The sequence below is a fragment of the Aliidongia dinghuensis genome, assembly GCF_014643535.1.
Lineage (GTDB): Bacteria > Pseudomonadota > Alphaproteobacteria > ATCC43930 > CGMCC-115725 > Aliidongia > Aliidongia dinghuensis.
In genome coordinates, this window is sequence record NZ_BMJQ01000011.1 from 20,913 (window position 1) to 46,363 (window position 25,451).

Sequence of the window (25,451 nt, forward strand, 5' to 3'; positions counted from 1 at the left end):
GCTTCTTGATCGCAATCCGCGATCTCATCTGCAATCCTAGGCAGAGAGATCGGGGCGAAGCCGACGCGTAAGACGGGGCGAGGATGACCGATACGGGCGAACGCATGTTCCTTTCGACTGCCTTGCCGTCCCGCGGGGAGCAACGGGTGGCAGTCGGTGTCGGCCTGGTCTCCGTTCTGGTGTTCGCGCTCTGCGTGCCGTTCGCCCAGATCCAGTTCGCGGGCGTGCCGGCCTTCATCCCGATCTACGAGTCGGCCGTCGTCATCAACGACCTGCTGACCGTGGCGCTGCTCATTGGCCAGTTCCGCATGGAGCGCACGCCGGCGCTGCTGGCTCTCGTGGGTGGCTATCTGTTTACCGCCCTCCTTGCAGCCCTGCATCTGATGAGCTTTCCGGGGGTGTTCGCGCCGGGCGGCCTCCTGGGTGCCGGCCCGCAGAGCACCGCGTGGCTCTATATGTTCTGGCATGGCGGCTTCCCGCTCGCCGTCGTCCTTTATGCCGTCCTGAAACCCAGGAACGGGGCCGCGGCGCCCGAGCATGTCCGACGCAGGCGCGTCCGACATGTCAGGTACATGATTGGGGGCGCGATCCTTCTCGTCGCGGCCGTGGCCGCGATTCTGGCGGCGCTCGCCACCACATGGGCGTCGGCGCTGCCGGCGCTCATGGTCGCCAACCATTTCACGCCCGCCCAGCAAATCGCCATCTGGACGGTCTGGACCTTCGATCTCATTGCCCTGGTGGCCATGGCCGTCCGCCGGCCGATAACGGTGCTCGATCTCTGGCTCATGGTCGTGCTGTCGGCGTGGCTTCTGGATGTGGCCTTGAGCGGCATGCTGAACGCGGCCCGCTGGGACCTGGGCTTCTATGCCGGCCGGATCTACGGACTCTTCGCCTCCAGCTTCGTGCTCGTCGTCCTCTTGCTGCAGACCCTGGCGCTTTACGGGCGGCTCGCCGAGGCGCATGGGGCGCTGGGCCGCCAGGCCGCAGCCATCGAGGAGGCGCGCCGTCTCGCCGAGGCGGCGAACCGGGCCAAGAGCGACTTCCTCGCCAACATGAGCCACGAGATCCGCACGCCGATGAACGGCGTCATCGGCATGAACACGCTCCTGCTGCGCACCAACCTCGACGCCGAGCAGCGCCGCTTCGCCGATGCCGTGCGCCGCTCGGCCGAGGTGCTGCTCGACCTCATCAACGACATCCTCGATCTCTCGAAGCTCGAGGCCGGGCGGCTCCAGCTCGAGGCGATCGACTTCGACCTGACGGAGGTGATCGAAGGGCCGGTCGAGCTCATGGCACCCAAGGCCCGGGAAAAGGGGCTCGAGCTCTCGTGCTTCATCGACGCCGAGGCGCGGCGCGTCGTGCGCGGCGATTCCAACCGGCTGCGCCAGATCGTGCTCAATCTCCTGTCGAATGCGATCAAGTTCACGCTGCATGGTGCGGTCGCGATCACGGCGTCGGGCGAGCGGCTCGGGCAGGGACTGACGCGCATCGAGATCGCCGTTGCCGACACCGGCATCGGCATCAGCCCGGCGTTGGCCGGCCGGCTGTTCGACAAGTTCGAGCAGGGCGACAGTTCGATGACCCGGCGGTTCGGCGGCACCGGCCTTGGCCTCAGCATCAGCAAGCAGCTCCTGGGCCTGATGGGCGGCACGATCCACGCCGAGCCGCGGACGGGCGGCGGCACGGTCTTCCGGGTCGTGCTGGTCCTGCCCGATGGCGAGAGCGGGCTCGCCCGTGGCGCCGCCGACCCGTCGGTGCTGGCCGGCCTTCGGGTGCTGGTGGTCGACGATACCGAGATGAACCGTGTCGTGTTCCATCAGCAGCTCGCGGACGAGGGCATCGAGGTCGAGGAAGCGGCCGACGCGGCAGAGGCGCTCGCAGCGCTGGGACACGCCGACGAGGCGGGCCGGCCGTTCGATATCGCGCTGCTCGACCACGATATGCCGGGCATGACCGGCGATCACCTGGGCGAGACCATCCGGCTCCATGTCGAATGGCGCCAGCCGAAGCTGGTACTGGTGTCGTCCGTCGACGGGCCGGGCCGGAGCGGGCGGGCACGCACCCGGTTCGATGCGGCCTTGACCAAGCCGGTACGGCATCAGGCGCTGGTCGAGTGCCTGGCCCGGCTGATGGGCGCCAGCAAGCCGGCCGTCGACGTGCCGGCGATGGTCGACGGCACGATGCCGGTGCACGCAACCGCGGTGGCCGCCGCCGGTGCCCGGCTGCTGCTGGTCGAGGACAACGAGGTCAACCAGATCCTGGCGACCGAGGTCTTGCGTGACGCCGGCTATACGGTCGGCGTTGCGGGCGACGGGCTCGAGGCGCTCGACGCGGTGGCGCGCGAGCCGTGGGATCTCATCCTGATGGACGTGCAGATGCCGCAGCTCGACGGATTCGAGGCGACCCGGCAGCTCCGAGCGCAAGGCCATACCCTGCCGATCATCGCCATGACCGCCAACGCCATGACGGGCGATCGGGAGCGCTGCCTCGAGGTCGGCATGGACGATTACATCTCGAAGCCGCTCGATCTCGACGAGCTGGTCGAGCGGGTCGGCCGCTGGCTCGCCGACCTGGCGGCTCGCGTCTGACGGGTAGTCGCTGTCCGATGGACTGGACAGATTGAATCCCTGGGCGCTCAATGGATGTCGGCGTCCGGCCTGAAGCCGTGGCGCCGGCAACCCCGCGAGGGACCATGGTCAAGCTCGTTCTTTCGATTGCGAGCCTTTGGCTTGCTCTGTGCGTTTCCGCCACGGCCGCGCCGGCCGAAATCGTCTCCGACACGCTCACCGATCTGGCCCCCGGCGGCCAGCTGCGCGCCGCCATCAATTTCGGCAACCCGGTGCTGGCGCAGCGGGACCCGGACACGGGGCTTGCGGCCGGCGTCTCGGTCGCCCTCGCTCGCGAACTCGCCTGGGAACTGGGCGTGCCGGTCGTGCTCGTGCCGTTCGATGAGGCGGGCCAGGTGGTGGACGCGCTGAAGTCGAACGCCTGGGACGTCGCCTTCCTCGCCGTCGATCCGGCGCGCGCCGGCACGATCGATTTCACCGCGGCCTATGCGATGATCGAGGGCACCTATCTGGTGCCGGCGGCGTCTCCACTGAAGCGCGCCGAGGATGTCGACCGGAACGGCGTCCGGATCGGCGTTGCCGCGGGCAGCGCCTACGACCTCTATCTCAGCCGGTCGCTGAAGCACGCGGAGCTCGTTCGTACGGCGGATACGGCGGCGGCGACCGACCTCTTCCGCCGGAACCAGGTCGACGCCTTGGCCTGCATCCGCCAGCCGCTCGCCGACTATGCCCGGGCGCACAGCGATGCCCGCGTCCTCGACGACGATTTCATGGAAATCCCGCAGGCCATGGGCATGCCCAAGGGACGCCCGGCCGGCGCCCGCTTCCTGCGCTCCTTCATCGACGAGATGAAGTCGACCGGCTTCGTCGCGAAGGCGTTCGGCGTCAGCGGCCAGCCCGATGTGATCGTCCCGCCGCGCGAGCAGTGACCCCTGGGGAGTGACCGAAGTTGCCTCCGTCGGCATAGACTGCGTTGGCGGCCTCGGCCGCGACCCCAAGCCAACGCGCGAGTCTCGCCAACGGGAGGACCCATCATGAGCCGCATCGTCTATGTCCTGAACGGCCCGAACCTCAATCTCTTGGGCAAGCGCCAGCCCCATATCTACGGCCATGAGACGCTGGCCGACGTCGAGGCCGAGTGCCGCCGCACCGCGGCCGAGCTCCGGCTCGAGCTCGAATTCCGCCAGAGCAATGCCGAATACCAGCTGATCGACTGGATCCACGAAGCGCGCGAACGCGCGGGCGGCATCGTCATCAACCCGGCCGCCTTCACCCATACCTCCGTCGCGATTCTCGATGCGCTCAATGCCTGCGAGTTCCCGATCATCGAGGTGCACATCTCGAACGTGCATCGGCGCGAGCCCTTCCGGCACCATTCCTACGTCTCGCTCGTGGCATCCGGCGTCATCGCCGGTTTCGGGACGCAGGGCTATCCGCTGGCGCTGCAGCGCCTCGCCCGCCTCATCGACGACAGCGAGAAATAGGGGCTGACTGTCGCATCCCGGTCGCAAAACCGCCGCCTCGCTGTTACGCAACTTAAGCCTGACTGCCTTTTTGCCCGGCTATAGAGGAGGCCATCATCCATGTCCTGACCTAGCGGAGGGCCGTCATGACGACCAGCGATCGCCGCACATTCCTTCGTGTCCTGGGCGGTACCGCCCTGGCCGCAGCGCTGCCGGAAAGCATCGGCCGCGCCATGGCGATACCGGCGCACCATCGCACGGGCACGATCGAGGATGTCGAGCACATCGTCGTCCTGATGCAGGAGAATCGCTCGTTCGACCATTACTTCGGCTCGCTACGCGGCGTGCGCGGCTTCGAGGATCCTCGTGCCGTCCGGCTGCCGTCGGGCCAGCCGGTCTGGTACCAGCCCAATGGCCTCTCGCCGGTCCTGCCGTTCCATCCGACGGCGCCGGACCTGGGGCTGCAGTTCCTGGAAGACCTCGCCCATGACTGGACGAGCACGCACGCGGCGTTCAACCTCGGCAATTACGACCAGTGGGTCCCGGCCAAGGGCTCGACGACCATGGCGTACCTGACGCGGGACGACATCCCGTTCCATTACGCGCTCGCCGACGCCTTCACGATCTGCGACGCCTATCACTGCTCGCTGATGGGGCCGACCGATCCCAACCGCTATTACATGTGGACCGGCTGGGTCGGCAACGACGGCTCGGGCGGCGGCCCGGTCGTCGACAATGCCGAGGCCGGCTACGGCTGGTCGACCTTCCCGGAAGTGCTGGAGGCGGCCGGCATCTCGTGGAAGATCTACCAGGACATCGGCACGGGGCTCGACGCTGCCGGTTCCTGGGGCTGGACCAGCAACGCCTATATCGGCAACTACGGCGACAATTCGCTGCTCTATTTCCATCAATACCAGAACGCGCAGCCGGGCAGCCCGCTCTACGAGAAGGCCCGGACCGGTACCAACATCTCGGCCGGCGGCACGCTGTTCGACGTGCTGAAGGCCGACATCGCGGCGAACCGGCTGCCGCAGGTCTCCTATATCGTGGCGCCCGAGGCCTATACCGAGCACCCGAACTGGCCGGCGAACTACGGCGCCTGGTACGTCTCGCAGGTGCTGGACGCGCTGACCGCCAATCCGGAGGTCTGGAGCAAGACCGCGCTCTTCATCACGTTCGACGAGAACGACGGCTTCTTCGACCATATGGTGCCGCCCTATGCGCCGCCGTCGGCCGCCCAAGGCCTGTCGACGGTCAGCACCGCGAACGAGATCTTCCCGGGCAGCGCCTCCTATCCGGCCGGCCCCTACGGCCTTGGGCCCCGCGTGCCGATGATCGTGGTCTCGCCCTGGAGCAAGGGCGGCTGGGTCTGCTCCGAAGTGTTCGACCACACCTCGATCATCCGCTTCATCGAGCGCCGCTTCGGCCCCGGCCACGGCGGGCTCGCCGAGGCGAACATCACGCCCTGGCGCCGGGCCGTGTGTGGTGACTTGACGGCTGCGTTCAATTTCGCGACGCCGAACGAGGCGCCGGCACCGCTGCCCAGCACCGCCGGCTATGCCCCGCCGGACGCGCTCCGGCACAATGACTATGTCCCGGTGCCGCCGGCCGAGCAGGCGGTGCCCGACCAGGAGCCGGGCCTGCGCCGGGCGCGGCCGGCGCCCTATGTGCTCGAGGCCGAGGGCCGGGTCGATGCCGCGACGGCGACGTTCCATGTCGCCTTCACCAACAGCGGCACGGCCGGCGCCTGCTTCCAGGTCCGCGACGGCTCGGGCTTGTCCCTGCCACGCAGCTACACGGTCGAGGCCGGCAAGTCGCTCGCCGACAGCTGGCTCATCGCCCCGGGCGCCTATGACTATTCGGTCTATGGGCCGAACGGCTTCTTCCGGCGCTTCAAGGGCGATCTCTCGGCGCCGGTGCTGAACAATGTCGAGGTCGGCACCAGTGTCGACCCGATGGGCTGCGGCCTGGGGCTGGTCGTGGTGAACCGCGGCCAGGGCGCGTGCCGCGTCATCGTCACCAGCGCCTATAGCGGCCGGGACTTCGCCCATGTGCTGGCGCCGGGCGAGAGCGTCGGGAAATATTGGGCGCTCGAAGACTCGTTCGGCTGGTACGACCTCAAGGTCCAGGTCGAGGGCGACGCCGTGTTCCTGCACCAGCTTGCAGGCCACGTCGAGACCGGGCGCGACAGCGTCAGCGACCCGGCGATCGGCGGCGGCCGCAAGCACCATCATCAGAACAGCTGACCCGCTGCTCCGATAAGCGTCATGGCCGGGGCAACCCGACCATGACGTTTCGACGCTCCCCATTGAGCGAAGCCCGGCTAAGGGCTAGCCTCGACGGCAAAGACCGATCGGGGAGAGAGACATGCGGTTCCTGAGAATGGCGCGCACCGGCGCGCGGTGTCCCTGTTCCGACCGGCTGCCGGCCACGGCCGCTCGACGACGACAAGATGGTCGATCCCCCGCATTCATGGATTTTCCCGACCGCCCGGCGCTCCATCGCCGGTCCGCGGTTATCGGCGCCGCCGAGCCGGCGGCCCGGGGCCGTTGATTGGGGGCCGTTGACAGGCCGTCCCCAGGCTTCTAAGCACGTTCAACGTCGAGGCCCTGAACTGTTGGGCCGGCGAACCGAATTCCAAACCGAATTTCCGCTTCCTCAATGCAGCGAGGCAATCTTCCGTGAATAAGGTCTTCAAGGACGCCAAGTCCGCGCTCGAGGGCGTGCTCAAGGACGGCATCATGATCATGTCGGGCGGCTTCGGGCTGTGCGGCGTGCCGAACGCGCTGATCCAGGAGATCCGCGCCTCCGGGGTCAAAAACCTGACGGTCGTTTCGAACAACGCCGGTGTCGATGGCGACGGGCTCGGGCTGCTGCTCGAGACGCACCAGATCAAGAAGATGATCAGCTCCTACGTCGGCGAGAACAAGATGTTCGCGCAGCAGTATCTTGCGGGCGAGCTCGAGCTCGAGTTCAACCCGCAGGGTACCATGTCCGAGCGCATCCGCGCCGGCGGTGCCGGCATTCCGGCCTTCTTCACCAAGACCGGCGTCGGCACGCTGGTCGCCGAGGGCAAGGAGGAGCGCGTCTTCAACGGCCAGCGCTACATCATGGAGACCGGGCTCGTCGCCGATCTCTCGATCATCCATGCCTGGAAGGCCGACACCGAGGGCAACCTCGTGTTCCGCAAGACCGCGCGCAACTTCAACCCGATGATGGCGACGGCGGGCCGGGTCACGATCGTGCAGGTCGAGCATCTGGTCGAAGTGGGCGAGATCGATCCGGACCATATCCATACGCCCGGCATCTATGTGCAGCGCATCGTGCCGCTGGCGGCCGGCTACGTGAAGCGCATCGAGAAGGTTACCACCCGGCCCCGGCCGGCGGCTTGAACGCGAGAGGAGCGACAGATATGCCCTGGACCCGCGAAGAGATGGCGCAGCGCGCCGCCGCCGAGCTCGAGGACGGTTTCTACGTCAATCTCGGCATCGGCATCCCGACGCTCGTGTCGAACTACATTCCCGAAGGCATGACCGTGCAGCTGCAGAGCGAGAACGGCATGCTCGGCATGGGCCCGTTCCCCTATGAGGGCGATGAGGACCCGGACCTGATCAACGCCGGCAAGCAGACCGTGACCGAGCTGCCGACCTCGAGCTATTTCTCGAGCGCCGACAGCTTCGCCATGATCCGCGGCGGCCATATCGATCTCTCGGTGCTGGGCGCCATGCAGGTCGCCGAGAACGGCGATCTCGCGAACTGGATGATCCCGGGCAAGATGGTCAAGGGCATGGGCGGCGCCATGGACCTGGTCGCCGGCGTCAAGAAGGTCGTGGTCGTGATGGAGCACACCGCCAAGGACGGCGAGAAGAAGCTCCTGCACCGCTGCGACCTGCCCCTGACCGGCGCCGCTGTCGTCGATCTCGTGATCACCGAGCTCGGCGTATTCGAGATCGGCCAGAACGGCATGGTGCTGACCGAGCTGGCGCCGGGTGTCACGCTCGACGAGATCAAGGAAAAGACCGGCGCCACCTACACCGTGGCGCCGAGCCTCAAGGCAGCCTGAGACCGGAGCCCTCTCCCGTAAGCGGGAGGGGGCATCCTGGCGGATGAGGCGAGGGGCTCCCTGACGCATGGGCAAGTGACGCATGGGCAAGTGACGCATGGGCAAGTGACGCATGGGCAAGCTGGTCTGGCTCGCCTCCTATCCCAAGTCGGGCAATACCTGGTTGCGCGCGCTGCTGCACAATTACCTGCGGCAGCCGGCCGAGCCCTGGGACATCAACCGGCTGACCGACTTCACCGCCGGCGACAGCGACGCCAAGCTCTATCAGCATTACGATCCGCGCCCGGCGTCGACCTATTCGATCGCCGACGTGCAGCGCCTGAGGCCGCTCGTCCATCGTGACTTGACGCAAGCCTTTCCGGGCCCGGTGTTCGTCAAGACCCACAACATGGCCGGCCTTGTCGAGGGCGTGCCGCTCGTGACGCCGGATCTCACGGCCGGCGCCATCTACATGCTGCGTGATCCGCGCGACGTCGCGATCTCTTACAGCCATCACATGGGCCTGAGCCTCGACGACACGATCGCATTCCTCGGCAACCCGGAGGCCGCAGTCGGCGGCACCGACGCCAAGGTCTACGAGAAACATTCGAGCTGGTCGAACCACGTCCTGAGCTGGACGCCGGCACCCAGCCCGCATCTGCTCGTGCTCCGCTATGAAGACCTGCAGGCCGATCCGGTGAAGCAGTTCGGGCGCGTCATCCATTTCCTCAGCGGTCGGTCGGCGCCCGAGCGGGTGGCGCGCGCCGTCGAGTTCAGCCGGTTCGACGTGCTGAGCGCCCAGGAGCAGGCGCAGGGCTTCGCCGAGCGGCCGGCCGGCGCCGACCGGTTCTTCCGTTCGGGCCGGGTCGGTGAGTGGCACGAAGGGCTGAGCGCCGACCAGGTGGCGCGCATCGAGCGCGACCACGGCGCCGTCATGGCGCGCTTCGGCTATCTCTAGTTTTACCGGGTAGAGAATCGGCGCGGGCGAGCAACAAGGCGCGCTCCCTGGCATTGCCGGTCATTTCGGCGGCGCGGTGGAACTCGGCGCGGGCTGCCGCGATTTGTCCCAGCTTCTCCAGAAGATCGCCGCGCACCGTGGGCAGCAGATGCGATCCCTTCAAGCGCGGCTCGTCCTTGAGCGCGTCGGCGATGGCGAGGCCCTGGGCCGGTCCGAATGCCATGCCGACCGCCACCGCCCGGTTGATTTCAACGATGGGCGAGGGGGCTGCGAGTGCCAGCGCCTGGTAATAGGCGGCGATGGCGATCCAGTCGGTGTCGGCGGCAGTCACCGCACGGGCATGGCAGGCGGCGATCATCGCCTGCAGCAGATAGGGGCCGGGCGCGGGCGTCAGCGCCATCGCGCGGTTCAAGCCGTCGAGGCCGCGCCGGACCAGCGACCAGTTCCATCGGCTGCGGTCCTGGTCGAGCAGCAGGATCGGATCGCCCGCCTTGTCGGTGCGGGCGGCGAAGCGCGAGGCGTTCAGCTCCATCAGCGCCACCAGCCCCAGCACCTCGGGCTCTTCCGGCATCAGCGCCGTGAGCGAGCGGCTGAGGCGCAGCGCCTCGCCGCACAGATCGGCGCGCAGCCAGTCCGGCCCCGCCGTCGGCACATAGCCCTCGTTGAAGATCAGATAGACCACCTCCAGCACGGCGGCGAGGCGCTCCCGCCGCTCCGCCCCGCGCGGCGTCTCGAACGGGATGGCGGCATCGCGAAGCGCCCGCTTGGCGCGCACGATGCGCTGGGCGACGGTGGCTTCAGGCACCAGGAAGGCGCGGGCAATCTCGGGCGTCGCGAGCCCGCCCAAGAGCCGCAAGGTGAGGGCGGTGCGTTGCTCGGCCGGCAGCACCGGATGGCAGGCGGTGAAGATCAGCCGCAGCAGGTCGTCGTCGATATCCTCGTCGAGCGCCGCCTCGATGTCGGGCGTCTCACGCTCCAGCTCGGCCAGGTCGATGGCCAGTTCGCGATGTTTGCCGTCGATGAGCGTGGTGCGGCGCAGCCGGTCGAGCGCCCGGTTCTTGGCGACCTGGGTCAGCCAGGCGGCCGGGTTGCGCGGGATGCCGTCCCGGGGCCAGCGCTCCAGCGCCTCGAGGAAGGCATCCTGCACGATCTCCTCGGCCAGCCCGACGTCACGCAAGTAGCGGGTGAGCCTGGCGGCGAGCTTCGGCTGCTCGATCCGCCAGACTGCTTCGATGGCCGCCGCTTCGATGGTCCCGGTGGCCGTCAACCCTTCAGCTCGTTGAAGCCCTCCGCCGCCTTCTGGACGTCCTCGGGGAAGTCGCTCATCTCATGGACCTGGCGGATCTCGATCACCTCATTCTCCGAGGCGGGGCAGCGGCGGGCCCATTCGATCGCCTCCGCGCGCGAGCGCACGTCGATCATCCAATAGCCGCCCAGCACTTCCTTGACCTCCGGGAAGGGGCCGTCGGTGACAGCCGGCTTCCCGCCCTTGAAGCTGACCCGTGCTCCCGAGGACGGCGGATGCAGCCCGTCGAGCGCCAGCAGCACGCCAGCCTTCTTCAGTTCCTCATTGTATTTCATCATCGCCTGCACCGCCTCGGCGCTGGGCATGGCGTCGGGCGCCGCGGATTCGTAGCCGCCGGGGATCATCAGCATCATGAAACGCATGGGTGTTTCTCCTTGGTTGGTCCGATCCTACGACGAACGAGGGACGGCTTGATCGACAGGAGTGCCAAAAATAAAGCTCAAGTGCGTCACGCCGTCGAGGGAACCAAGGAAAGAACTTAGGGGCGCGTCGGCGCATTCCTCGACCGCTGCCGATCGGAAGAATGCGCCGACGCCCTTGTCAAATGCGGCTAGAGGATCACGCCGCCAGCAGCTGGTTCGGGTCGGGCACGAAGGCTTCGCTGTGCCGGCGGGCCTTCGGCACGCCCAGGCGATCGAGCATGGCGTCGACCACGGCGAGGAAGCCGGCCGGGCCGCAAACGTAGAAGTCGCAATCGGCCGACGGCAGGCGGGCGGCAAGCGCCGCATCGTCGAGGCGCCCGACCGCGTCGTAATGCACGCCCGCGACGTCATCTGGCCCCACGGCTTCGTAGAAGATCGCGGCTTCGATGCCGGGGCGGCTCCGTGCCAGCCGGCGGACGTGCGCACCGAAGGCATGGTGGGCGCGTTCCGTCGTCGCATGGATGAAGCGGACGGTCCGCGCGCCGGATGCCAGATGCTCCAGCATGCTGATCGTCGGCGTAATGCCTGAGCCCGCGCTCAACAGCACGACGGGGCGATCGCTCGTCTCGTCGAGCACGAAATCGCCGATTGGCGCGTGGACCTGAAGCGTGTCGCCTTCCTCGATGCGGTCGTGCAGGTAGTTGGAGATGAGCCCCTCGGGCGTGCCGGTGCCGAGGCCGTGCTCGCGCCGCACGCTGATCCGATAGAACCGGCCGCCAGGCGCGATCGACAGGCTGTATTGCCGGATCTGGTCATGGTCCTGACCGGGCACGCGCAGCTTGACGCTGAGATACTGGCCGGGCCGGAACGCCGGCAGCGGCGTGCCGTCGACCGGCCGGAGATAGAGCGAGACCATGCTCAGGCTCTCGCGCTCCTTGCGGATGACGAGGCATTCCTTGAAGCCGTCCCAGCCGGCCGCGCGCGCCTCGTCATAGAGTGCCTTTTCGCGGCCGATCATGATCTCTGCAAGCTGCCCGTAGGCGGCGGCCCAGGCGTCGATCACCGCATCGGTCGCGGCCTCGCCCAGCACCTTGCGGATGGCGATCAGCAGGTGGTGGCCGACGATCGGGTAATGTTCGGGCTGGACCTCCAGGCTGCCGTGCTTGTGCGCGATCCGGTCGACCATGCCGGAGAGGCGTTCCAACTGGTCGATGTTGGCGGCATAGGAGAGGATCGAGCCCGCGAGGCTCGACGCCTGGCCGCCCGACCGCTGGTTCGCCGGGTTGAAGATGTTCCACAGGCTCGGGTTGGCCTCGAACAGGTCCTTGTAGAACTGCTTCGTGATCTGCTCGCCGTATTGGCGCAGCACCGGCACGGTTGCGCGGATGATCTCGCGTTGGCTCTCGGTCAGCATCGGTCAGCTCTCTCGATAAGATTCAATGCAGATCCATCTTATGAGACGAACTTAAGATTCAAACTGGATATATCTTATGGCTGTGTTGCAGTGCACACGCTTGTGTTCGGCGGCCCGAGGCGTCAATGGGCCGGCGGCTTCGGCGGACCGATGCTGAAGGTGACGACGCCGGGCTCGCTCGGCGGGGGCGGCGGGTCATGGGCGATCGCCGATTTATCGGGTGGTGGCCGGAGGCTCGACACCAGGTCGACGAACCGGATGCCGTAGACATAGAGCGCGATGACATAGACCGCCCCGCCCGCGGCCAGGCCGAGCGCTGCCGCGCGGAGATACCACGGTATCCAGCGGCGGGGCGGGGTCGGCATCATGGGCAGGCGGTCTCTCTGTGGGCTCTGGCACGGTCAAACGGGCGAGAGCCATCGCACATTCACGGGCGGACGGCCAGGGGCAACCGCACCGCCCGCGCGAGCCTCGGGCCGCTCAGCGCGGGGCGAGGCCGTGATAAACCGCGTCCCGGATCTCGAGCGTGAGTGCGCCGGCCATGCCCTCGAATGCCGTGTTGGTCAGCGTCACGACCGAGAGGCGGCAGGCCGGATCGACGAACCAGCTGTGGCCGTAGACGCCGCCCCAGCGGATCGTGCCGGCTGATTGCGGCGTGCCGGTCGGCGTCGGATCGTCGACCACCGCCCAGCCATAGCCGAAGCCCCAGCCCGGCTCCAAGGTCTCGGCCATCGCGCCGACCTGGTTGCGCATCATCGTGCCCACGGTTTCGGGCCGAAGGATCGGCGCGCCGCCGGTCCGGATCGCTTCGAGAAAGGCCAGGATGTCGCCCGCCGTGCCGGCCATGCCGGCGCCGCCCGAGGGATAGGACGCCGGGTCGAAGATCCGGTCGGGCGCGAAGCGGACCGAGCCGTCCCACAGGAACACGGCCGCCTCCGCGCCCATGCGGGTCGGCTCGGGCTCGCCGTTGGCATAGGCGGCGGCGAGGCGCGACCGGTCGGTGACGGTGAAACCGGTATCGGCCATGCCGAGCGGGCCAGTGACGAGCGTGCGCACGACATCGGGCAGCGGCCGACCCGCCGCCTGCTCGATCACCGCGCCCAGCACGTCCATCGCCAGCGAATAACGCCAGCCAGTGCCGGGCGCATAGAACAACGGCGCTCGGGCCAGGCGATCCAGGTTTTCCGTGATCGACAGGCCCGGCTGATCGAGCCCGTCCGAGATGCCGAGGCGATGGTAGGGCCCGTCCTCCGGTTCCTGGAAGCCATAGCCGAGCCCGGCGGTGTGGCTCAGCAAGTGCGCGATGGTGATCGTGGGGGCGGTGCCGTCGGCGAGTTGCGGTGCGAACTCGGGCAGCCAGCGTGTCACCGGCTGATCGAGTGCCAGCGTGCCGGTCTCGACGAGCCGCATCGCCGCGGCGGCCACGATCGGCTTGGTGATGGAGGCGAGGCGGAAGATGGCGTCTTCCCGCATCGGGCGGGCCGCCTCGCGGTCGGCGAGGCCGGCGACGCCGGCATGGACGAGCTGGCCGTCATGGGCGACGAGCACGACCGCGCCGACGATGCGGCGCTCGGCGAGCGCGCGTCCCAGTACCGTGTCGAGGCCGGCACCGAGCCGTGGGTTGGGCGATCGAGGAAGAGGGCTGCGCATGACCGTCCGGCTCCTATATATTGAGTGATCGTTCCTGATATCCGATTGTCGATGACATTTCTAGAGTGATCATTGTGGAAAATATGCGAAGGCCCCGCGGCCGGCCGCGCGCGTTCGACCGGGACGAAGCGCTGGCCGCGGCGGCCCAGGTCTTCTGGCAGCAGGGCTACGAGGGTGCCTCGATTGCCGATCTGACCCAGGCCATGGGCATCACGGCGCAGAGTCTCTATGCCGCCTTCTCATCCAAGGCCGAGCTCTATCACGAGGCGCTCGGCTGGTATCAGGCTGAGGTCGGCGCCTCGCCCCGGCATGAGTTTGGCGAGGAGCCGTCGGTCTTCACGGCATTCGAGCGGTTGCTCGAAGGCAGGGCCCGGCAATTCTGCCAGCAGGGCCGGCCGTCCGGCTGCATGATCTCGAGCGCCGTCTTGTACTGCGCCGCCGAGACGCAGCCGATCGCCCAGCATCTCTCGTCCCTGCGCACGGGCGCGCTCGTGTCCCTGAAGGCGCGGCTCGAGCGGGGCATCGCCGAGGGCGAACTCAGGCCCGATACCGATGCGGCGTCGCTGGCGCGCTTCGTCGCGACCGTGATCCAGGGCCTGTCGGTCCAGGCGCGCGACGGCGCTTCCGAGGACGAACTCCTGGCGGTCGCGCGCATCGCCGCCGCCGAATTGGCCCGCCACCGGGTCGATCCACCACCGGGTTGATCCGGCGCCGGGTTCGGCTAAGGTCGGGGCCCCGGAACCGTCGAGGTCTTGACCGAGCCATGCCCGTCACCATCCGCCCGCGCATCCAGAATCTCCAGGCCTCGCTCATCGCCGAGGTCGCCATCTTGGGCTTGGGCGATCCGGAGGTCCTGCCGCTCTGGTTCGGCGAGGGCGATCTGCCGACGCCGCGCTTCATCATCGATGCGGCGGCCCGGGCGCTCGAGGCGGGCGAAACCTTCTACACGTTCGAGCGCGGCATCCCGGCGCTGCGCCAAGCGCTCGCCGACTACGAGACGCGGCTGCATGCGAAGCCTGTCCCGGCCGACCGGGTCGTGATCACGACCGCCGGCATGCAGGCGATCATGCTGACCATGCAGGCGCTGGTCGATCCGGGCGACAATGTGCTGGTCGTCTCGCCGGTCTGGCCCAACGTGCGTGCCGCGATCGAGATCATGGGCGGCGAGCCGCGCGAGGTGGGCTTGGGCCGGCAGGATGACGGCCGCTTCCGGCTCGATCTCGACGCTCTCGACCGGGCGCGCGACGGCCGGACCCGGGCGATCTTCGTCAATTCGCCGTCGAACCCGACAGGCTGGGTCATGAGCCGGGCCGAGGGCGAGGCGCTCTTGGCCTATGCGCGCCAGCACGGGCTTTATCTCATCGCCGACGAGGTCTATGCACGCGTCGTCTATAACGCGCCGGTGGCGCCGTCGCTGCTCGATATTGCCGAGCCGGACGACCGGGTCGTGGTCGTCAACAGCTTCTCCAAGGCCTGGGCCATGACCGGCTGGCGGCTGGGCTGGCTCGTCGGCACGCCCGAGATCGTCGAGGTCATGGGCAAGCTCATCCAATACAACGTGTCGGGCGCGCCGACCTTCATCCAGCATGCCGCGGTGACAGCGGTGCGCGAGGGCGAGGACTTCGCGCGCTCGATGACCGAACGCTACCGCGCCGGCCGCGCGCTCGTGCTGGATGCGCTCCGCGGCTTGAACCGGGTCCAGGTGGCGCCGCCTGACGGCGCCTTCTACGCCTTCATCAAGGTCGACGGCATGACGGACTCGGTGGCATTCGCCAAGGAGATCCTGGCCAAGACCAAGGTCGGGCTCGCACCCGGGCGCGCCTTCGGCCTGGGCGGCGAGGGCCACCTCCGCCTGTGCTTCGCCGCATCCCGCGACCGGCTCGAACCGGCACTCGAACGGCTGGTGCCGTTTTTGCGGTAAGAATGGCTCCGTCGTCCCCGCGCAGGTGGGGACCCAGTCGTTTACGCGCGGTAGCGCGGATATGAGTCTTGTCGCCGCGGACGCGGCTCTTGCTGGGTTCCCGCCTGCGCGGGAACGACGGCGAAGCTCCCAGCTATGGGTTTGTCTGAGCTGACCAACTGTTGCGGCAGATCTCCAGGATTGACGTTTATAGGACGCACAGCGTGCCCCCGGCGGGCGTACCTGCTGTTTCGCCGATCCGTGCTGTGATTTCCGGGTAGTCGAAGGGCTTATAAACTAAGGCGCCATCCAAAATGATACAGTAAATAATATAATCTATTTCCCCGCCGATGTGACGCCCCTGGTATCCCGTGGCCCAGGTTTGATGCCACCTCAGCATATAGAGAGAGCCAGAGCGTTTATGTTTAGTGTGACCGGAGAGTTCGTGTCTGTAGACCTTGCACAGCAGGTTGCCTCGCATGAATTGATGTTGCTTTTTTCCGCTGTCGCTCTTACGGAACAGGCACCGCTGATCGCGCTCGACCGTTTGATCGTTCGCGGGAAGGTGGATCCGAGCACTGCCGGATCTCGCTCGCCACTTCAGCAGGACTCCTATAGTCGGATCTGCGTCGCAAAGCACGGATGTGCCTATTTTGAAACTATCCGGAAACCGCGTGGGTGCTGCTTCAGCCATGGTTGATCCCTCAGGGTAGGTCGAATTATTACTGCGACAAGGCCTTCTTCAGGAGATCAAAGGGGGATGGGTCAATCTTGAACACAATCCAGCCAAAAAATACTAAAAGGACGAAAGCTATATTCGATACAATTCCAATAAATATTTCTTTAAAAAAATTAGGAAAAAATCGATGATCTTGCTTTATTTCTCGGAATATATTTGATGTTTCATTGCTAATTTTGGAGATTTCATATCTGTCAAAAAGAATTTGCTTGGCCTCTAATTTTGCTTCATTGAATTGATATAGTGCAATAAATTCGTTCAAATTTAAATTTTTTCCATTAGATTTTAATTGTTTTTCTTCTGCTGCAATTCTATCTCTTTCAAATATGGCGTAAGTGACCAATGCAAGAACGGAAATATTTGGAGATCGTGGGGTGTTTTGCGTATCGCCATCGCGAATCGTATTTATTAGTTCATAATAAACGTCAGTTGTTGTCGATGGCGGCGGTGTCAACTCGATCTCCACCATAACTTTTCGTTGATTGAAATAGAGTATCGCTCTCAGAATGCGTGATCAAGCGGGAAGGCCGCGTCAGCCGATTACTATCGCGGCATGCAGAGTGCGTAGCAGCCTCGTGGCGTTCGGGCTAGGCGACCCTCACCCGACTCGCGATGCTCGGCACCCTCTCCCGCGTCAGCGGGAAGGGTGAGGGCGGTCGAGCACCCCCGGATTGACTAGGTTCGCCGGGTCGAGCGGCGCGCCGGAGAGCACGGCGATGATGTTCTCGGCCGCGATCAGGCCCATCTGCGTTTCCGCTTCGGCCGTATGCGCGCCGATATGCGGTGTTACGATCAGGTTGGGCGCCTGGAACAGCGGATTGTCAGCTGCCGGCGGTTCCGCCGTGAAGGTCTCGAGCGCGGCGCCGGCGAGCCGGCCGCCGTGGAGCGCCGCCGTCACTGCCGCTTCGTCGACGAGGCCGCCGCGCGCGGTATTGATCAGGAGCGCCCCCGGCTTGAAGCGGGCAAGGGTCGCCGCGTTGATCATGCCGCGCGTCTCGGGTCCGAGCGGGCAATGCAGGCTCGCGATGTCGGACGTCCGATAAAGCTCGTCGAGCGTTGCGACCGGCCGGGCGAGCGCCGGGTCGATCGCCTCCAGGCGGCGCGAAAAGGCCTGGACCTCGAGCCCAAGCGCCCGGGCGAGGCGGGCGACGTGGCGGGCGATCGCGCCGAATCCCACGAGGCCGAGCGTGCGGCCGCGCAGCTCGCGGCCGCTATAGTGCCACTTGTCCCAGAGGCCCGCCTTGGTGCGGCCGTCGAGCCGCACCACGTCGCGGCCCAAGGCCAGGATCAGCGCGATCGTGTGCTCGGCCACCGAATAGGCATTGGCGCCGGCCGCGACCAGGACCGGGACGCCCGCCTCGGTCGCTGCCGCCACGTCGACGGAATCATAGCCGGCGCCATGCTTGGCGATGACGCGCAGCCCCTCGGCCGCCGCGATCACGCGCCGGGTGATCGGCGGGTTGTTGCGCATCAGGATCGCGTCGAGCCGTCCCGCGCCGGCAACCGCCAACAGCATGCCCTCGGTCAGTGCGTCGTCGAGGAATTCGAGACGCGCGCCAAACGCCTCGAGCCGGTCGATCGCCGGCCGGGCGAGGCGCGAGGCGGTGACGACGACGCGATGGGACATGCTGCGGCTCCTCTTGAGTAACGCCGCATTGGAGCCGGGGGCGGGAGCGGCGGCAATCGCCGGGGACGCAAGCCAGCCTTGCCGGGCTCAGGCTGCGCGGCGGCTGAGCGCCGCGAGCGTCCGGTCGATGCCCTCGTCGTAGGACGTCTTGGCGAGCGGCCCGATCAGGCTCGAGAGCGCACTGTCGTCGAGCAGCACCGGCTCGGTCATGAGGTAGTTCATCTCGGCCAGCCCCTTCATCAGCGGATCGAACAGACCAAACAGGCTGAGGCCGCGCCGGCCGATAGGCAGCAGCTTCGGTGACCGGCCAACCGTGGCGAAGATCCGCCGCGCGAAGTCGCGCTGGGTCGTGACGCCGGCGCCGGCCAGGTTCCAGGTCCGGCCGAACGCCGCCGGCGTGTCGATGAGCCGGGTCACGATCGGCCCCGCGTCCGGCGTGAAGACGAACTCGTGCGGCCGGTCGATCGGCCCGATCATGAGCGCGCGCTTGCCGGCGAGCGCCGCGGCGAACAGGCCGTGGAGGAAGCTCTTCTCGCCGTCGGGCCCGTAGAAGTCGGGCAGGCGCAGGACCGTCGTCTGGATGCGGCCTTCGGCATGGGCGGCGAGCGTCAGATCTTCCTGCGCCTTGCGCATGCGGCCGCGGAACGTGTGCGGCTCGCGCGGATGATCCTCGGCGACGCGCGGCGTCCGCGGCCGGCCGAATGGATAGACCGTGCCGATCTGCACGAGCCGCTCGACGCCCGCCGCGACCGCGCCCTTCAGCACCTGGTCCATCACGACCGGGTGGAGCTCGAACTGGTGGTAGGGCACGCCGACGAGATGGACTGCAGCCTCGGCGCCGTCGAGCGCGCGGGCCGCCGACTCTGGGTCAGCCGGATCCCACACGGCGATCTCCGCCAACGGGTCGCGGCCGTACGCCTGGATCAGCGCCGCATGGGAGCGGCCGATCACCCGGTAAGGCCGGCCCTCTGCGCTTAGCGCCGCCGCGATGCTCCTGCCGATGGCGCCCGCGGCGCCGACCAACGCGACCTTGCCCATCTTTGCCTCCTATGAACGATGATCTATTTTTGAACAATGTTCAGTGAACGCTGTTCATTTAGACTTGCCGCCGACGCCGGTCAAGGCATAAATTCGCCGCCATGGGCATTCCCGAACGTAAGGCGCGGCAGAAGGCGGACCTGCGCACGCGCATTCTCGAAGCATCGCGGGCGATCGTGCTGGCCGAGGGCTACGGCAGCCTCACCATGCGCAAGATCGCCCAGGCGATCGAATATTCGCCAGGCACGCTCTACCTGCATTTCGCCGGGCGCGACGAGATTGCGCGCGAGCTGTGCATTGATGGCTTCCGCGAGCTGGTCGCGGCCCTGGCCCCGCTCGCCGCGACGGCGGAGCCGCGCGCCCGGCTCGAGGCGGTGGCGCAAGGCTATGTCCGCTTCGGCCTGGAACGGCCGGAGACCTACCGGCTGGTCTTCATGGAAGACCCGACCATCGTCAAGGCGATCTACGAGGGGCCGGCTATCGGCGGGCCGGATGACCCGGGCACCCAGGCCTATGGCCTGCTGCTCGGCTGCTTTCTCGATCTAAAGGCTGCCGGGCGGCTCGCCGATCGGGCCGAGCCGAACGTGCTGACCGACGCGTTCTGGGCCGCACTCCATGGCGTGGTCAGCCTGAAGCTCACCTGTCCCGGCTTTCCCCAGACGCCGGCGGAGACCTTGGTGCCGGCGCTGATCCGCGGCCTGCTGGACGGGATGCTGGCCTAGCGACGGTTTGCTACACCGCCTTCGCGTAGAGCGTCGCCGCGTCGAACGGCGCGCCGAAGATCGGCAGCGACACGGTGGCGATGGTGCCACCGCCTTTCTCGCTTTTGATCTGAAGCGAGCCACCATGGAGCTCGGCGAGGCTGACGGCGATCGGCAGCCCCAGCCCGGAGCCTTGGTGCTTGCGCGCGATCGTGCTGTCGATCTGCCCGAAGACCTCGAGCGCCACCTTGAGCTCGGCCTCGGTCATGCCGCTGCCGGTGTCCGTCACGCGCAGCTCGACAGACCGGTCGGACCGGGATGCCGTCAGGCTGACGCGGCCGCCCGCCGGCGTGAATTTCACGGCGTTCGACAGCAGGTTCAGCAGGATTTGCTTCAGGCGGACCGGATCGGCCGGAACCATGCCCAACGACGGGTCGCAGTCCATCGCGAGCGCGATGTCGCCCTGTTCGGCCAGGGGCTGGATCAGCTCCCGGCACTCGGCGAGGGCTGCCGGCAGATCGACCGGCTCGATCGCCAGTTCGACGCGCCCTGCCTCGATCTTGGAAAGATCCAGCACGTCGTTGATCACCGAGAGCAGATGGTAGCCTGCACTGTGGACGTGGCCGGCATAGGTGTTCCACGTTGGGCCCGCCGGGCCTGCCAAGCCGTCGCGCAGCATTTCCGAAAATCCGAGAATCGCGTTCAGCGGCGTTCGCAGCTCATGACTCATGTTCGCAAGGAAGGCCGACTTCGCCCGGCTCGCTTCCTCCGCCTCGGCGCGCGCCCGGGTCAGCGCCCGCGCCTGCGCCTCCAGGGTCGCCGCCTGCCCCGTCAGCTTGTCGTTGAGATCCTTGAGTTCGCTCGCGATCTGCCGCTGTGCCCGCGCCTCCGCCCGGGCGCGTTCAAGGCCCACCCGCGCCATCAGATAGCTTGCATACCGGCGGGTCGCGAGCGCGTCGAGCCGCCCGCGCAGCCGATGATATTCCTCGAGCGCGAGCAGCGCTTCGCGGTCCCGGCCGAGCGCCCGATGGACCCGCGACAGCACAAGCAGCGCCGCCGTACGATCGACGACCTCTTCGTTCTGGTCGTAAGCGGCAAGCGCCGCCTGGGCGTGCCGCAGCGCCTCGGCCGGCCGGCCGAGCGCCAGCAGCGTCTCGGCCAGGCCCCGCCTGCTGGCGGCGCCGTGCGACTGGTTCTCGGTGCTGGCGTCGGCCAGGCGCCGGAACTGCTCGAGCGCCTCCTCGAGCCGGCCGTCGAGCAGGAGGTTCTGGCCGAGGCTCTCGAGATAGTCGTGCTCGGCGCTGGTCGTGACCTTGGTTGTTCCTGGGGACGCGTCGCCGGCTGGTGCTACGATCTGGGCCGCGCGCCGTTCCAGGAGATTGCGCGCCTCTGCCAGCTCCGCGTCGGCACTCTCGCCGGCGGCAAGCCGCTCCCGGGCGCCCTGGTGCAGGATGGCGACCAGATTGCCGATCGCGAAGACGATGTCCTCCGGCACATCCTCGAAGGTCTCGGGATGGGTATCGGCCACGCCGAGCGCCTGGCGCAGGACTTCCGCCGCACCGTTCATCTCGCTCATGCCCATGAGCGCGAAGCCGAGGTTGTTCAGGCTGCGGACGAGCGCGCTCGCTGCCGGGATCGCGGAGAACCGCCGTTCGTCGGCATGGCCGGTCGCCACGCCATGCTCCGCCAGCGCCACCGAGCGTTCGAGCAGCGGCAGCGCCTCGGCGAGATTGCCGAGCTTCACTTGTGCATTGCCGGCGACGCGCCAGGCTTCTGCCCGAGGGCCCGCAAGCTCGAGTGCCGCCTCGTCGCCCAAGCTGTCGAAGAGGGCGATCGCCTCGTCGATGACGCGGATGCCGGCTTCGTGGCGTCCCTCGACGAGCTCCATGCGCGCCAGAAGGCAGAGCGCGCGGCCGAGCAGGCCGTTGTCCGCCTGTTTCCGCGCCAGCTGAACGACGCCCGGGATCGGCCAGAGGCCGTCGGGGACGAGGCAGACGAATTGCGCTTCGAGCCGATAGACCTCGTCGCGAAGCCATTGCTGGCACGAGGGGACGGGGCTCGATATGGGCGGCTCGGCCGCCGGCGCCGGATCCAGCACGCAAAGGTTCCTATGAGATCGATCCAAACGGATTGGGATAGTGTGTGCGGCTGTGTTTAACGGCAGGTCAACGATCGACCGGATTCAATTAATTCAGTGCCGATTTCAGGCCGACGGCCACGTACCCACCTTAGACCAGCGGATATTCCGCGGCGGCTTCGTAAAGCGAGCCGGCCTTGGTGAGATAGCTCTGCACAAGTTGGAACCGCTCGACCGGGAACGGCGGCAGGCGCAGCAGATTGTTGCCCTCGAGATAGCGGCCGAGATGGACCGGACGGCCGTCGCGGATGTTGGCGAGCGTCACATGGGGCGTGAAATGGCGCCCCTCGGGCGGCAGGCCGGCGCGGTTCAGCGCCTGGCCGACCTTGTCGCGCAACTCGACGAGCGGCGCCGACCGGTCGACGCCGGCATAGAGCACGCGCGGCTTATCCTCGCTGCCGAACAGGTTGACGCCGGCGATGGAGAGCGCGAAGCGCCGGGCGCGGACCTCGGCCAGCGCCTCGTCGATGTCGGCCGCCACACCCTCGTCGACCTCGCCGATGAAGCGCAGGGTCACGTGGTAGTTGCCCGGCTCGACCCATTTGACGCCCGGCAGCCCCTGGGCCGCGACCGACAAGGCCAGTTTCGTTTCGGGTGGCAGATCGATGCCGACGAAGAGCCTCAGCATGGACTTATGACACACCAAAACCATGACGAGCGGGAAGGGAAAACGACCGTCCCGCTCGCTTCCCTTGTCAGCCTTCAGGGGGCTGGATTGGGGATCGCCCGGTGGATCGCCTCGATGCCGGCCAGCACCGTCTCGTCGAGCGGCAGCGCGAAGGCGGCGAGGTCGCTTTCGAGCTGGTCCAGGGTGGTGGCGCCGATGATGGTCGAGGTCACGAACGGCTGGCGATGGGCGAAGGCGAGCGCCATCTGCGCCGGGTCGAGCCCGTGCTCGCGCGCCAGCGCCACGTAGCGGCCGGTCGCGTCCACGGCCTCGGGGCGGTCGTAGCGGGTGAAGCGCTTGAACAGCGTCATGCGCGCGCCCTCGGGCCGGGCGCCGTTCAGGTACTTGCCGCTCAAGGTGCCGCCGCCGAGCGGCGAATAGGCCAGCAGTCCGCAATCCTCGCGCAGCGCCACCTCGGCCAGGCCCTGCTCGAACGTCCGGTTCACCAGGCTATAGGCGTTCTGGATGCTGGCGACGCGCGGCAGGCCGTAGCGCTCGGCCAAGGCCAGGAAGCGCATGGTGCCCCACGGCGTCTCGTTCGAGAGGCCAACGGCCCGGATCTTGCCCTCGCGCACCAGCTCGGCGAGCGCCTCCAGCGTCGCCTCGATCGGCACTTCCTCGGGATCGATCTCGTGGCGATAGGTCGTCTGGCCGAAGGTCGTGGTCTTCCGGTCCGGCCAATGCAGCTGATAGAGGTCGATCCGGTCGGTGCCGAGGCGAGCGAGGCTGCCCTCGACTGCCGCGCGGATATTGGCGCGGTCGAGCCGGGGCTTGCCGTCGCGGAAATGGCTCATGTCGCGCGACGACCCTACGACCTTGGTCGCGATCACGATCCGGTCGCGCAGGCCCGTCGCCTTCAGCCAGCTGCCGATGTAGCGCTCGGTCAGGCCCTGGGTCTCGGGCTTCGGCGGCACCGGATACATCTCGGCCGCGTCGAGGAAATTGATGCCACGCTCGACGGCGAGGCTCAGCTGGGCGTGAGCCTCGGCCTCGGTATTCTGCTCGCCGAAGGTCATCGTGCCGAGGCAGATGCGGCTCACCTCGATATCGGTCCGGCCGAGACGGCGGTATTCCATGGACAACTCATAGGAAAGGAGCGGGAGGGACCCCGACCATGCCCGGTCGCCCGTCCGCTGGTCAAGCAGCCGTCCGTTGGTCAAGCAGCGCCGGTGCGCTCAGCGACCAGCGCCTCGTAGGCCGCCTGCAGCCGCTCGGCGACCGACGGGCCGGCGTGGGCGGGCAGGGGGTGACCCAGGTGCCGCGCGCGCAGCTCATCCATGAAATCATCCCACATTGGCGGCCCGCCGTTCTCCAGGAGTTCGGCGCGGATGCTGAGCTCCTGGCTTACGGCCAAGTGCCGGCGACCCCAGGCGCCGAGCATGGCGAAGATCGGCACGAGCTGGATCGCCTTCTCGGTCAGGCTGTAGATCGCCTTCTGCTTGTGGCTCGGGTCGTCGGCGCGGCTGATCATGCCCTGCTCAAGAAGCCGCTTCAGCCGGTCGGCCAGGATGTTGGAGGCGATGCCCTCTTCAGAGCGGGTCAGGAGCTCGCGGAAGTGCCGGCGGTCGCCGAACATCATGTCGCGGATGACGATCAGGCTCCACTTGTCGCCGAACACTTCGAGCGAAAGATTGATCGGGCAGCCCGAGCGCTGGCTGTCGTTCATAGGCACATCCTCCGAGACCAGTTGCATATTCGCACTGGTCCCGGCTTTTTCAACCAGTTTCGGTTCGCAAGCAGCGTCTTACAAGAACAGCGCCAGCACGCCGGTGTAGCCGTAGATCCGATCGCACAGGATCTCGCCATTGCCGAAGAAGCCCACGAGCGGCAGGTCGCCGAACCGGTCGCGGATCGCGGCGGTCTCGACGCCGTCGCCGCCGAAGAAGCCGGGGCCGCGCCCGACGCAGGAGAAATAGACGCCGGCCTTGGCGCGGCCCTGGGCGCGACGCGCCACGTCGTCGAGCATGCGCCCAAGATCGGCTGTGGCTGCCGCCCGGTCGCGCCGGCAGAACAGGATCGGATCGCCAGGGGCGACGGTGCCGGCGATGGCTATCCAGCCGTCCTGCTGGTCGATCGCCAGCAGGTTGCGCACCAGATAGTCCGTCTTGTCGGTGCCGGGCACCGGCAGGCCGGCGAAGATCAGTCCGCCCACCTTCTTGAGGTCGCGCGACAGAAGGTCGCCGATGTCGCGCTTGAACGCTTCGAGCGCCGGCCGCCCGTCGATCTCGGCCACAATATTGTCGGCGCCGGCGGTGACGCGTCGCACCGGGCCGATCGGCGAGCAGCCCTGGGTCATGCCGGTGACGAGCTCGATCCGGTCGTCGAAGAGCACGCCCGAGATGCCGCGCTCGACCACCGTGCCCGCGATCTGCCAGGGCGCCGTGCGCGCGGAGCTGAGACCGCCGACCAGATACGCCTGGGCCGCACTGGCGACGGCGGCGACCGCATCGGCGACGCCGGCGAAGCGCGGATCGCCGTGAACGAAGCCGGCGGCCAGCCGTTCGCCGCCCGGCGCCGGCTGGGTCAGCGATGCCGGCGGTGCGTCGTTGTCGAGCGTGAACAGGCGGAAGCTGCCCGGCGGCAAGGCGCCCACCATGAGGGCAATCGCCGGCTCGTCGAGATATTCGATGCCGGTGGCGCAGATGCCCATCCCGACGGCGCCGGCCCAGGCCTCGATCCCGGTCTCGCGCCGGAGCCGCTTGATGATGTCGGGCAACTCGCCGGCGATCAGGTCTGTCACATAGACCAGGCCGAAATTGGCGTCGGCCGGCAGCGGTGCGATCTGCGCCAGGCAATCGGCGTAGAGCTGCCGCCAATCGTCGCCGCCGGCGTGGCCCAGGCGGAACGACGTGCTCCTGACCAGCGCACTCATGCCAGGGT

General features: G+C 67.4%; 24 protein-coding genes. 10 read left to right on the top strand and 14 right to left on the bottom strand.

The window, feature by feature from the left end; translation table 11 throughout:
• Window positions 1-146 precede the first annotated feature (146 nt).
• The 7 genes from IEY58_RS20360 to IEY58_RS20390 all read left to right on the top strand — a co-directional run bounded on the left by IEY58_RS20360 (window position 147) and on the right by IEY58_RS20390 (window position 9,030).
• Window positions 147-2,588, top strand: coding sequence for a response regulator (locus tag IEY58_RS20360; RefSeq protein ID WP_189049171.1), 2,442 nt, complete (start codon window positions 147-149; stop codon window positions 2,586-2,588).
• A 104-nt stretch (window positions 2,589-2,692) separates the two neighbouring features.
• On the top strand, window positions 2,693-3,496 hold the full coding sequence (locus tag IEY58_RS20365) for an ABC transporter substrate-binding protein (protein WP_189049173.1): 804 nt from the start codon (window positions 2,693-2,695) through the stop codon (window positions 3,494-3,496).
• A gap of 105 nt (window positions 3,497-3,601) precedes the next feature.
• A complete protein-coding gene (gene aroQ / locus IEY58_RS20370; RefSeq protein ID WP_189049175.1) occupies window positions 3,602-4,051 on the top strand; it encodes a type II 3-dehydroquinate dehydratase in 450 nt (149 codons plus the stop codon).
• A gap of 125 nt (window positions 4,052-4,176) precedes the next feature.
• Entirely contained in the window at window positions 4,177-6,276 is a 2,100-nt protein-coding gene (locus IEY58_RS20375; protein ID WP_189049177.1) for a phosphocholine-specific phospholipase C, read from the top strand.
• A gap of 435 nt (window positions 6,277-6,711) precedes the next feature.
• Complete coding sequence (locus tag IEY58_RS20380; RefSeq protein WP_189049179.1) at window positions 6,712-7,422, top strand: CoA transferase subunit A; 711 nt, start codon at window positions 6,712-6,714, stop codon at window positions 7,420-7,422.
• 20 nt (window positions 7,423-7,442) lie between these two features.
• Window positions 7,443-8,093 (top strand): CoA transferase subunit B, encoded by a 651-nt coding sequence (locus tag IEY58_RS20385; RefSeq protein ID WP_189049181.1) that lies wholly within the window; start codon window positions 7,443-7,445, stop codon window positions 8,091-8,093.
• A gap of 112 nt (window positions 8,094-8,205) precedes the next feature.
• On the top strand, window positions 8,206-9,030 hold the full coding sequence (locus tag IEY58_RS20390) for a sulfotransferase domain-containing protein (protein WP_189049183.1): 825 nt from the start codon (window positions 8,206-8,208) through the stop codon (window positions 9,028-9,030).
• On the opposite strand, the gene IEY58_RS20395 is transcribed toward IEY58_RS20390, so the two are convergent.
• The 5 genes from IEY58_RS20395 to IEY58_RS20415 all read right to left on the bottom strand — a co-directional run bounded on the left by IEY58_RS20395 (window position 9,005) and on the right by IEY58_RS20415 (window position 13,762).
• A complete protein-coding gene (locus IEY58_RS20395; protein WP_229743844.1) occupies window positions 9,005-10,297 on the bottom strand; it encodes an RNA polymerase sigma factor in 1,293 nt (430 codons plus the stop codon). The genes IEY58_RS20390 and IEY58_RS20395 overlap by 26 nt on opposite strands.
• The gene (locus IEY58_RS20400; protein WP_189049185.1) at window positions 10,294-10,698 is read right to left on the bottom strand and encodes a YciI family protein; all 405 of its coding nucleotides are present in this window, start codon (window positions 10,696-10,698) and stop codon (window positions 10,294-10,296) included. Before IEY58_RS20400 ends, IEY58_RS20395 begins: the two co-directional genes overlap by 4 nt.
• Window positions 10,699-10,894: 196 nt before the next feature.
• Window positions 10,895-12,112 (bottom strand): NO-inducible flavohemoprotein, encoded by a 1,218-nt coding sequence (hmpA, locus tag IEY58_RS20405; RefSeq protein ID WP_189049187.1) that lies wholly within the window; start codon window positions 12,110-12,112, stop codon window positions 10,895-10,897.
• Window positions 12,113-12,234: 122 nt separating this feature from the next.
• On the bottom strand, window positions 12,235-12,480 hold the full coding sequence (locus IEY58_RS20410; protein ID WP_189049189.1) for a hypothetical protein: 246 nt from the start codon (window positions 12,478-12,480) through the stop codon (window positions 12,235-12,237).
• Window positions 12,481-12,592: 112 nt separating this feature from the next.
• Window positions 12,593-13,762, bottom strand: coding sequence for a serine hydrolase domain-containing protein (locus IEY58_RS20415; RefSeq protein WP_189049191.1), 1,170 nt, complete (start codon window positions 13,760-13,762; stop codon window positions 12,593-12,595).
• An 83-nt stretch (window positions 13,763-13,845) separates the two neighbouring features.
• Here IEY58_RS20415 and IEY58_RS20420 point away from each other — a divergent pair, with 83 nt between their 5' ends.
• Together IEY58_RS20420 and IEY58_RS20425 are read left to right on the top strand one after the other, a co-directional pair.
• Window positions 13,846-14,466 (top strand): TetR/AcrR family transcriptional regulator, encoded by a 621-nt coding sequence (locus IEY58_RS20420; protein ID WP_189049193.1) that lies wholly within the window; start codon window positions 13,846-13,848, stop codon window positions 14,464-14,466.
• Between the two features lie 59 nt (window positions 14,467-14,525).
• Window positions 14,526-15,683 (top strand): pyridoxal phosphate-dependent aminotransferase, encoded by a 1,158-nt coding sequence (locus tag IEY58_RS20425; RefSeq protein ID WP_189049194.1) that lies wholly within the window; start codon window positions 14,526-14,528, stop codon window positions 15,681-15,683.
• Window positions 15,684-15,870: 187 nt separating this feature from the next.
• On the opposite strand, the gene IEY58_RS20430 is transcribed toward IEY58_RS20425, so the two are convergent.
• The 4 genes from IEY58_RS20430 to IEY58_RS20445 form a co-directional block, all read right to left on the bottom strand.
• Window positions 15,871-16,356 (bottom strand): hypothetical protein, encoded by a 486-nt coding sequence (locus tag IEY58_RS20430; protein WP_189049196.1) that lies wholly within the window; start codon window positions 16,354-16,356, stop codon window positions 15,871-15,873.
• A 28-nt stretch (window positions 16,357-16,384) separates the two neighbouring features.
• Window positions 16,385-16,870 carry a DUF334 domain-containing protein gene (locus IEY58_RS20435; RefSeq protein WP_189049198.1) on the bottom strand — a complete coding sequence of 162 codons (486 nt, stop codon included), beginning with the start codon at window positions 16,868-16,870 and terminating at the stop codon, window positions 16,385-16,387.
• A gap of 165 nt (window positions 16,871-17,035) precedes the next feature.
• A complete protein-coding gene (locus IEY58_RS20440) occupies window positions 17,036-18,028 on the bottom strand; it encodes a hydroxyacid dehydrogenase (RefSeq protein ID WP_189049200.1) in 993 nt (330 codons plus the stop codon).
• Window positions 18,029-18,115: 87 nt separating this feature from the next.
• The gene (locus tag IEY58_RS20445; protein WP_189049202.1) at window positions 18,116-19,066 is read right to left on the bottom strand and encodes an NAD-dependent epimerase/dehydratase family protein; all 951 of its coding nucleotides are present in this window, start codon (window positions 19,064-19,066) and stop codon (window positions 18,116-18,118) included.
• A 101-nt stretch (window positions 19,067-19,167) separates the two neighbouring features.
• Between IEY58_RS20445 and IEY58_RS20450 the strand changes: the two genes are divergently transcribed.
• Window positions 19,168-19,788, top strand: a complete 621-nt coding sequence (locus tag IEY58_RS20450) for a TetR/AcrR family transcriptional regulator (RefSeq protein ID WP_189049204.1) — start codon at window positions 19,168-19,170, stop codon at window positions 19,786-19,788.
• A 10-nt stretch (window positions 19,789-19,798) separates the two neighbouring features.
• Here IEY58_RS20450 and IEY58_RS20455 read toward each other — a convergent pair whose 3' ends face one another.
• The 5 genes from IEY58_RS20455 to IEY58_RS20475 form a co-directional block, all read right to left on the bottom strand.
• Window positions 19,799-21,865, bottom strand: coding sequence for an ATP-binding protein (locus IEY58_RS20455; protein WP_189049206.1), 2,067 nt, complete (start codon window positions 21,863-21,865; stop codon window positions 19,799-19,801).
• A gap of 130 nt (window positions 21,866-21,995) precedes the next feature.
• Window positions 21,996-22,532, bottom strand: a complete 537-nt coding sequence (thpR, locus tag IEY58_RS20460) for an RNA 2',3'-cyclic phosphodiesterase (RefSeq protein WP_189049208.1) — start codon at window positions 22,530-22,532, stop codon at window positions 21,996-21,998.
• A 74-nt stretch (window positions 22,533-22,606) separates the two neighbouring features.
• On the bottom strand, window positions 22,607-23,647 hold the full coding sequence (locus IEY58_RS20465) for an NADP(H)-dependent aldo-keto reductase (protein ID WP_189049210.1): 1,041 nt from the start codon (window positions 23,645-23,647) through the stop codon (window positions 22,607-22,609).
• 80 nt (window positions 23,648-23,727) lie between these two features.
• A complete protein-coding gene (locus IEY58_RS20470) occupies window positions 23,728-24,237 on the bottom strand; it encodes a winged helix-turn-helix transcriptional regulator (RefSeq protein ID WP_189049212.1) in 510 nt (169 codons plus the stop codon).
• A gap of 78 nt (window positions 24,238-24,315) precedes the next feature.
• Window positions 24,316-25,443 (bottom strand): FIST signal transduction protein, encoded by a 1,128-nt coding sequence (locus tag IEY58_RS20475; RefSeq protein ID WP_189049214.1) that lies wholly within the window; start codon window positions 25,441-25,443, stop codon window positions 24,316-24,318.
• Window positions 25,444-25,451 lie beyond the last annotated feature (8 nt).

Coding starts and splice junctions, on each gene's coding strand:
- IEY58_RS20365 (WP_189049173.1), top strand. CDS start 2,693: ATGGTCAAGCTCGTTCTTTCGATTGCGAGCCTTTGGCTTGCTCTGTGC.
- aroQ (WP_189049175.1), top strand. CDS start 3,602: ATGAGCCGCATCGTCTATGTCCTGAACGGCCCGAACCTCAATCTCTTG.
- IEY58_RS20375 (WP_189049177.1), top strand. CDS start 4,177: ATGACGACCAGCGATCGCCGCACATTCCTTCGTGTCCTGGGCGGTACC.
- IEY58_RS20385 (WP_189049181.1), top strand. CDS start 7,443: ATGCCCTGGACCCGCGAAGAGATGGCGCAGCGCGCCGCCGCCGAGCTC.
- IEY58_RS20390 (WP_189049183.1), top strand. CDS start 8,206: ATGGGCAAGCTGGTCTGGCTCGCCTCCTATCCCAAGTCGGGCAATACC.
- IEY58_RS20400 (WP_189049185.1), bottom strand. CDS start 10,698: ATGCGTTTCATGATGCTGATGATCCCCGGCGGCTACGAATCCGCGGCG.
- hmpA (WP_189049187.1), bottom strand. CDS start 12,112: ATGCTGACCGAGAGCCAACGCGAGATCATCCGCGCAACCGTGCCGGTG.
- IEY58_RS20410 (WP_189049189.1), bottom strand. CDS start 12,480: ATGATGCCGACCCCGCCCCGCCGCTGGATACCGTGGTATCTCCGCGCG.
- IEY58_RS20415 (WP_189049191.1), bottom strand. CDS start 13,762: ATGCGCAGCCCTCTTCCTCGATCGCCCAACCCACGGCTCGGTGCCGGC.
- IEY58_RS20420 (WP_189049193.1), top strand. CDS start 13,846: ATGCGAAGGCCCCGCGGCCGGCCGCGCGCGTTCGACCGGGACGAAGCG.
- IEY58_RS20425 (WP_189049194.1), top strand. CDS start 14,526: ATGCCCGTCACCATCCGCCCGCGCATCCAGAATCTCCAGGCCTCGCTC.
- IEY58_RS20430 (WP_189049196.1), bottom strand. CDS start 16,356: ATGGCTGAAGCAGCACCCACGCGGTTTCCGGATAGTTTCAAAATAGGC.
- IEY58_RS20435 (WP_189049198.1), bottom strand. CDS start 16,870: ATGGTGGAGATCGAGTTGACACCGCCGCCATCGACAACAACTGACGTT.
- IEY58_RS20440 (WP_189049200.1), bottom strand. CDS start 18,028: ATGTCCCATCGCGTCGTCGTCACCGCCTCGCGCCTCGCCCGGCCGGCG.
- IEY58_RS20445 (WP_189049202.1), bottom strand. CDS start 19,066: ATGGGCAAGGTCGCGTTGGTCGGCGCCGCGGGCGCCATCGGCAGGAGC.
- IEY58_RS20450 (WP_189049204.1), top strand. CDS start 19,168: ATGGGCATTCCCGAACGTAAGGCGCGGCAGAAGGCGGACCTGCGCACG.
- thpR (WP_189049208.1), bottom strand. CDS start 22,532: ATGCTGAGGCTCTTCGTCGGCATCGATCTGCCACCCGAAACGAAACTG.
- IEY58_RS20465 (WP_189049210.1), bottom strand. CDS start 23,647: ATGGAATACCGCCGTCTCGGCCGGACCGATATCGAGGTGAGCCGCATC.
- IEY58_RS20470 (WP_189049212.1), bottom strand. CDS start 24,237: ATGAACGACAGCCAGCGCTCGGGCTGCCCGATCAATCTTTCGCTCGAA.
- IEY58_RS20475 (WP_189049214.1), bottom strand. CDS start 25,443: ATGAGTGCGCTGGTCAGGAGCACGTCGTTCCGCCTGGGCCACGCCGGC.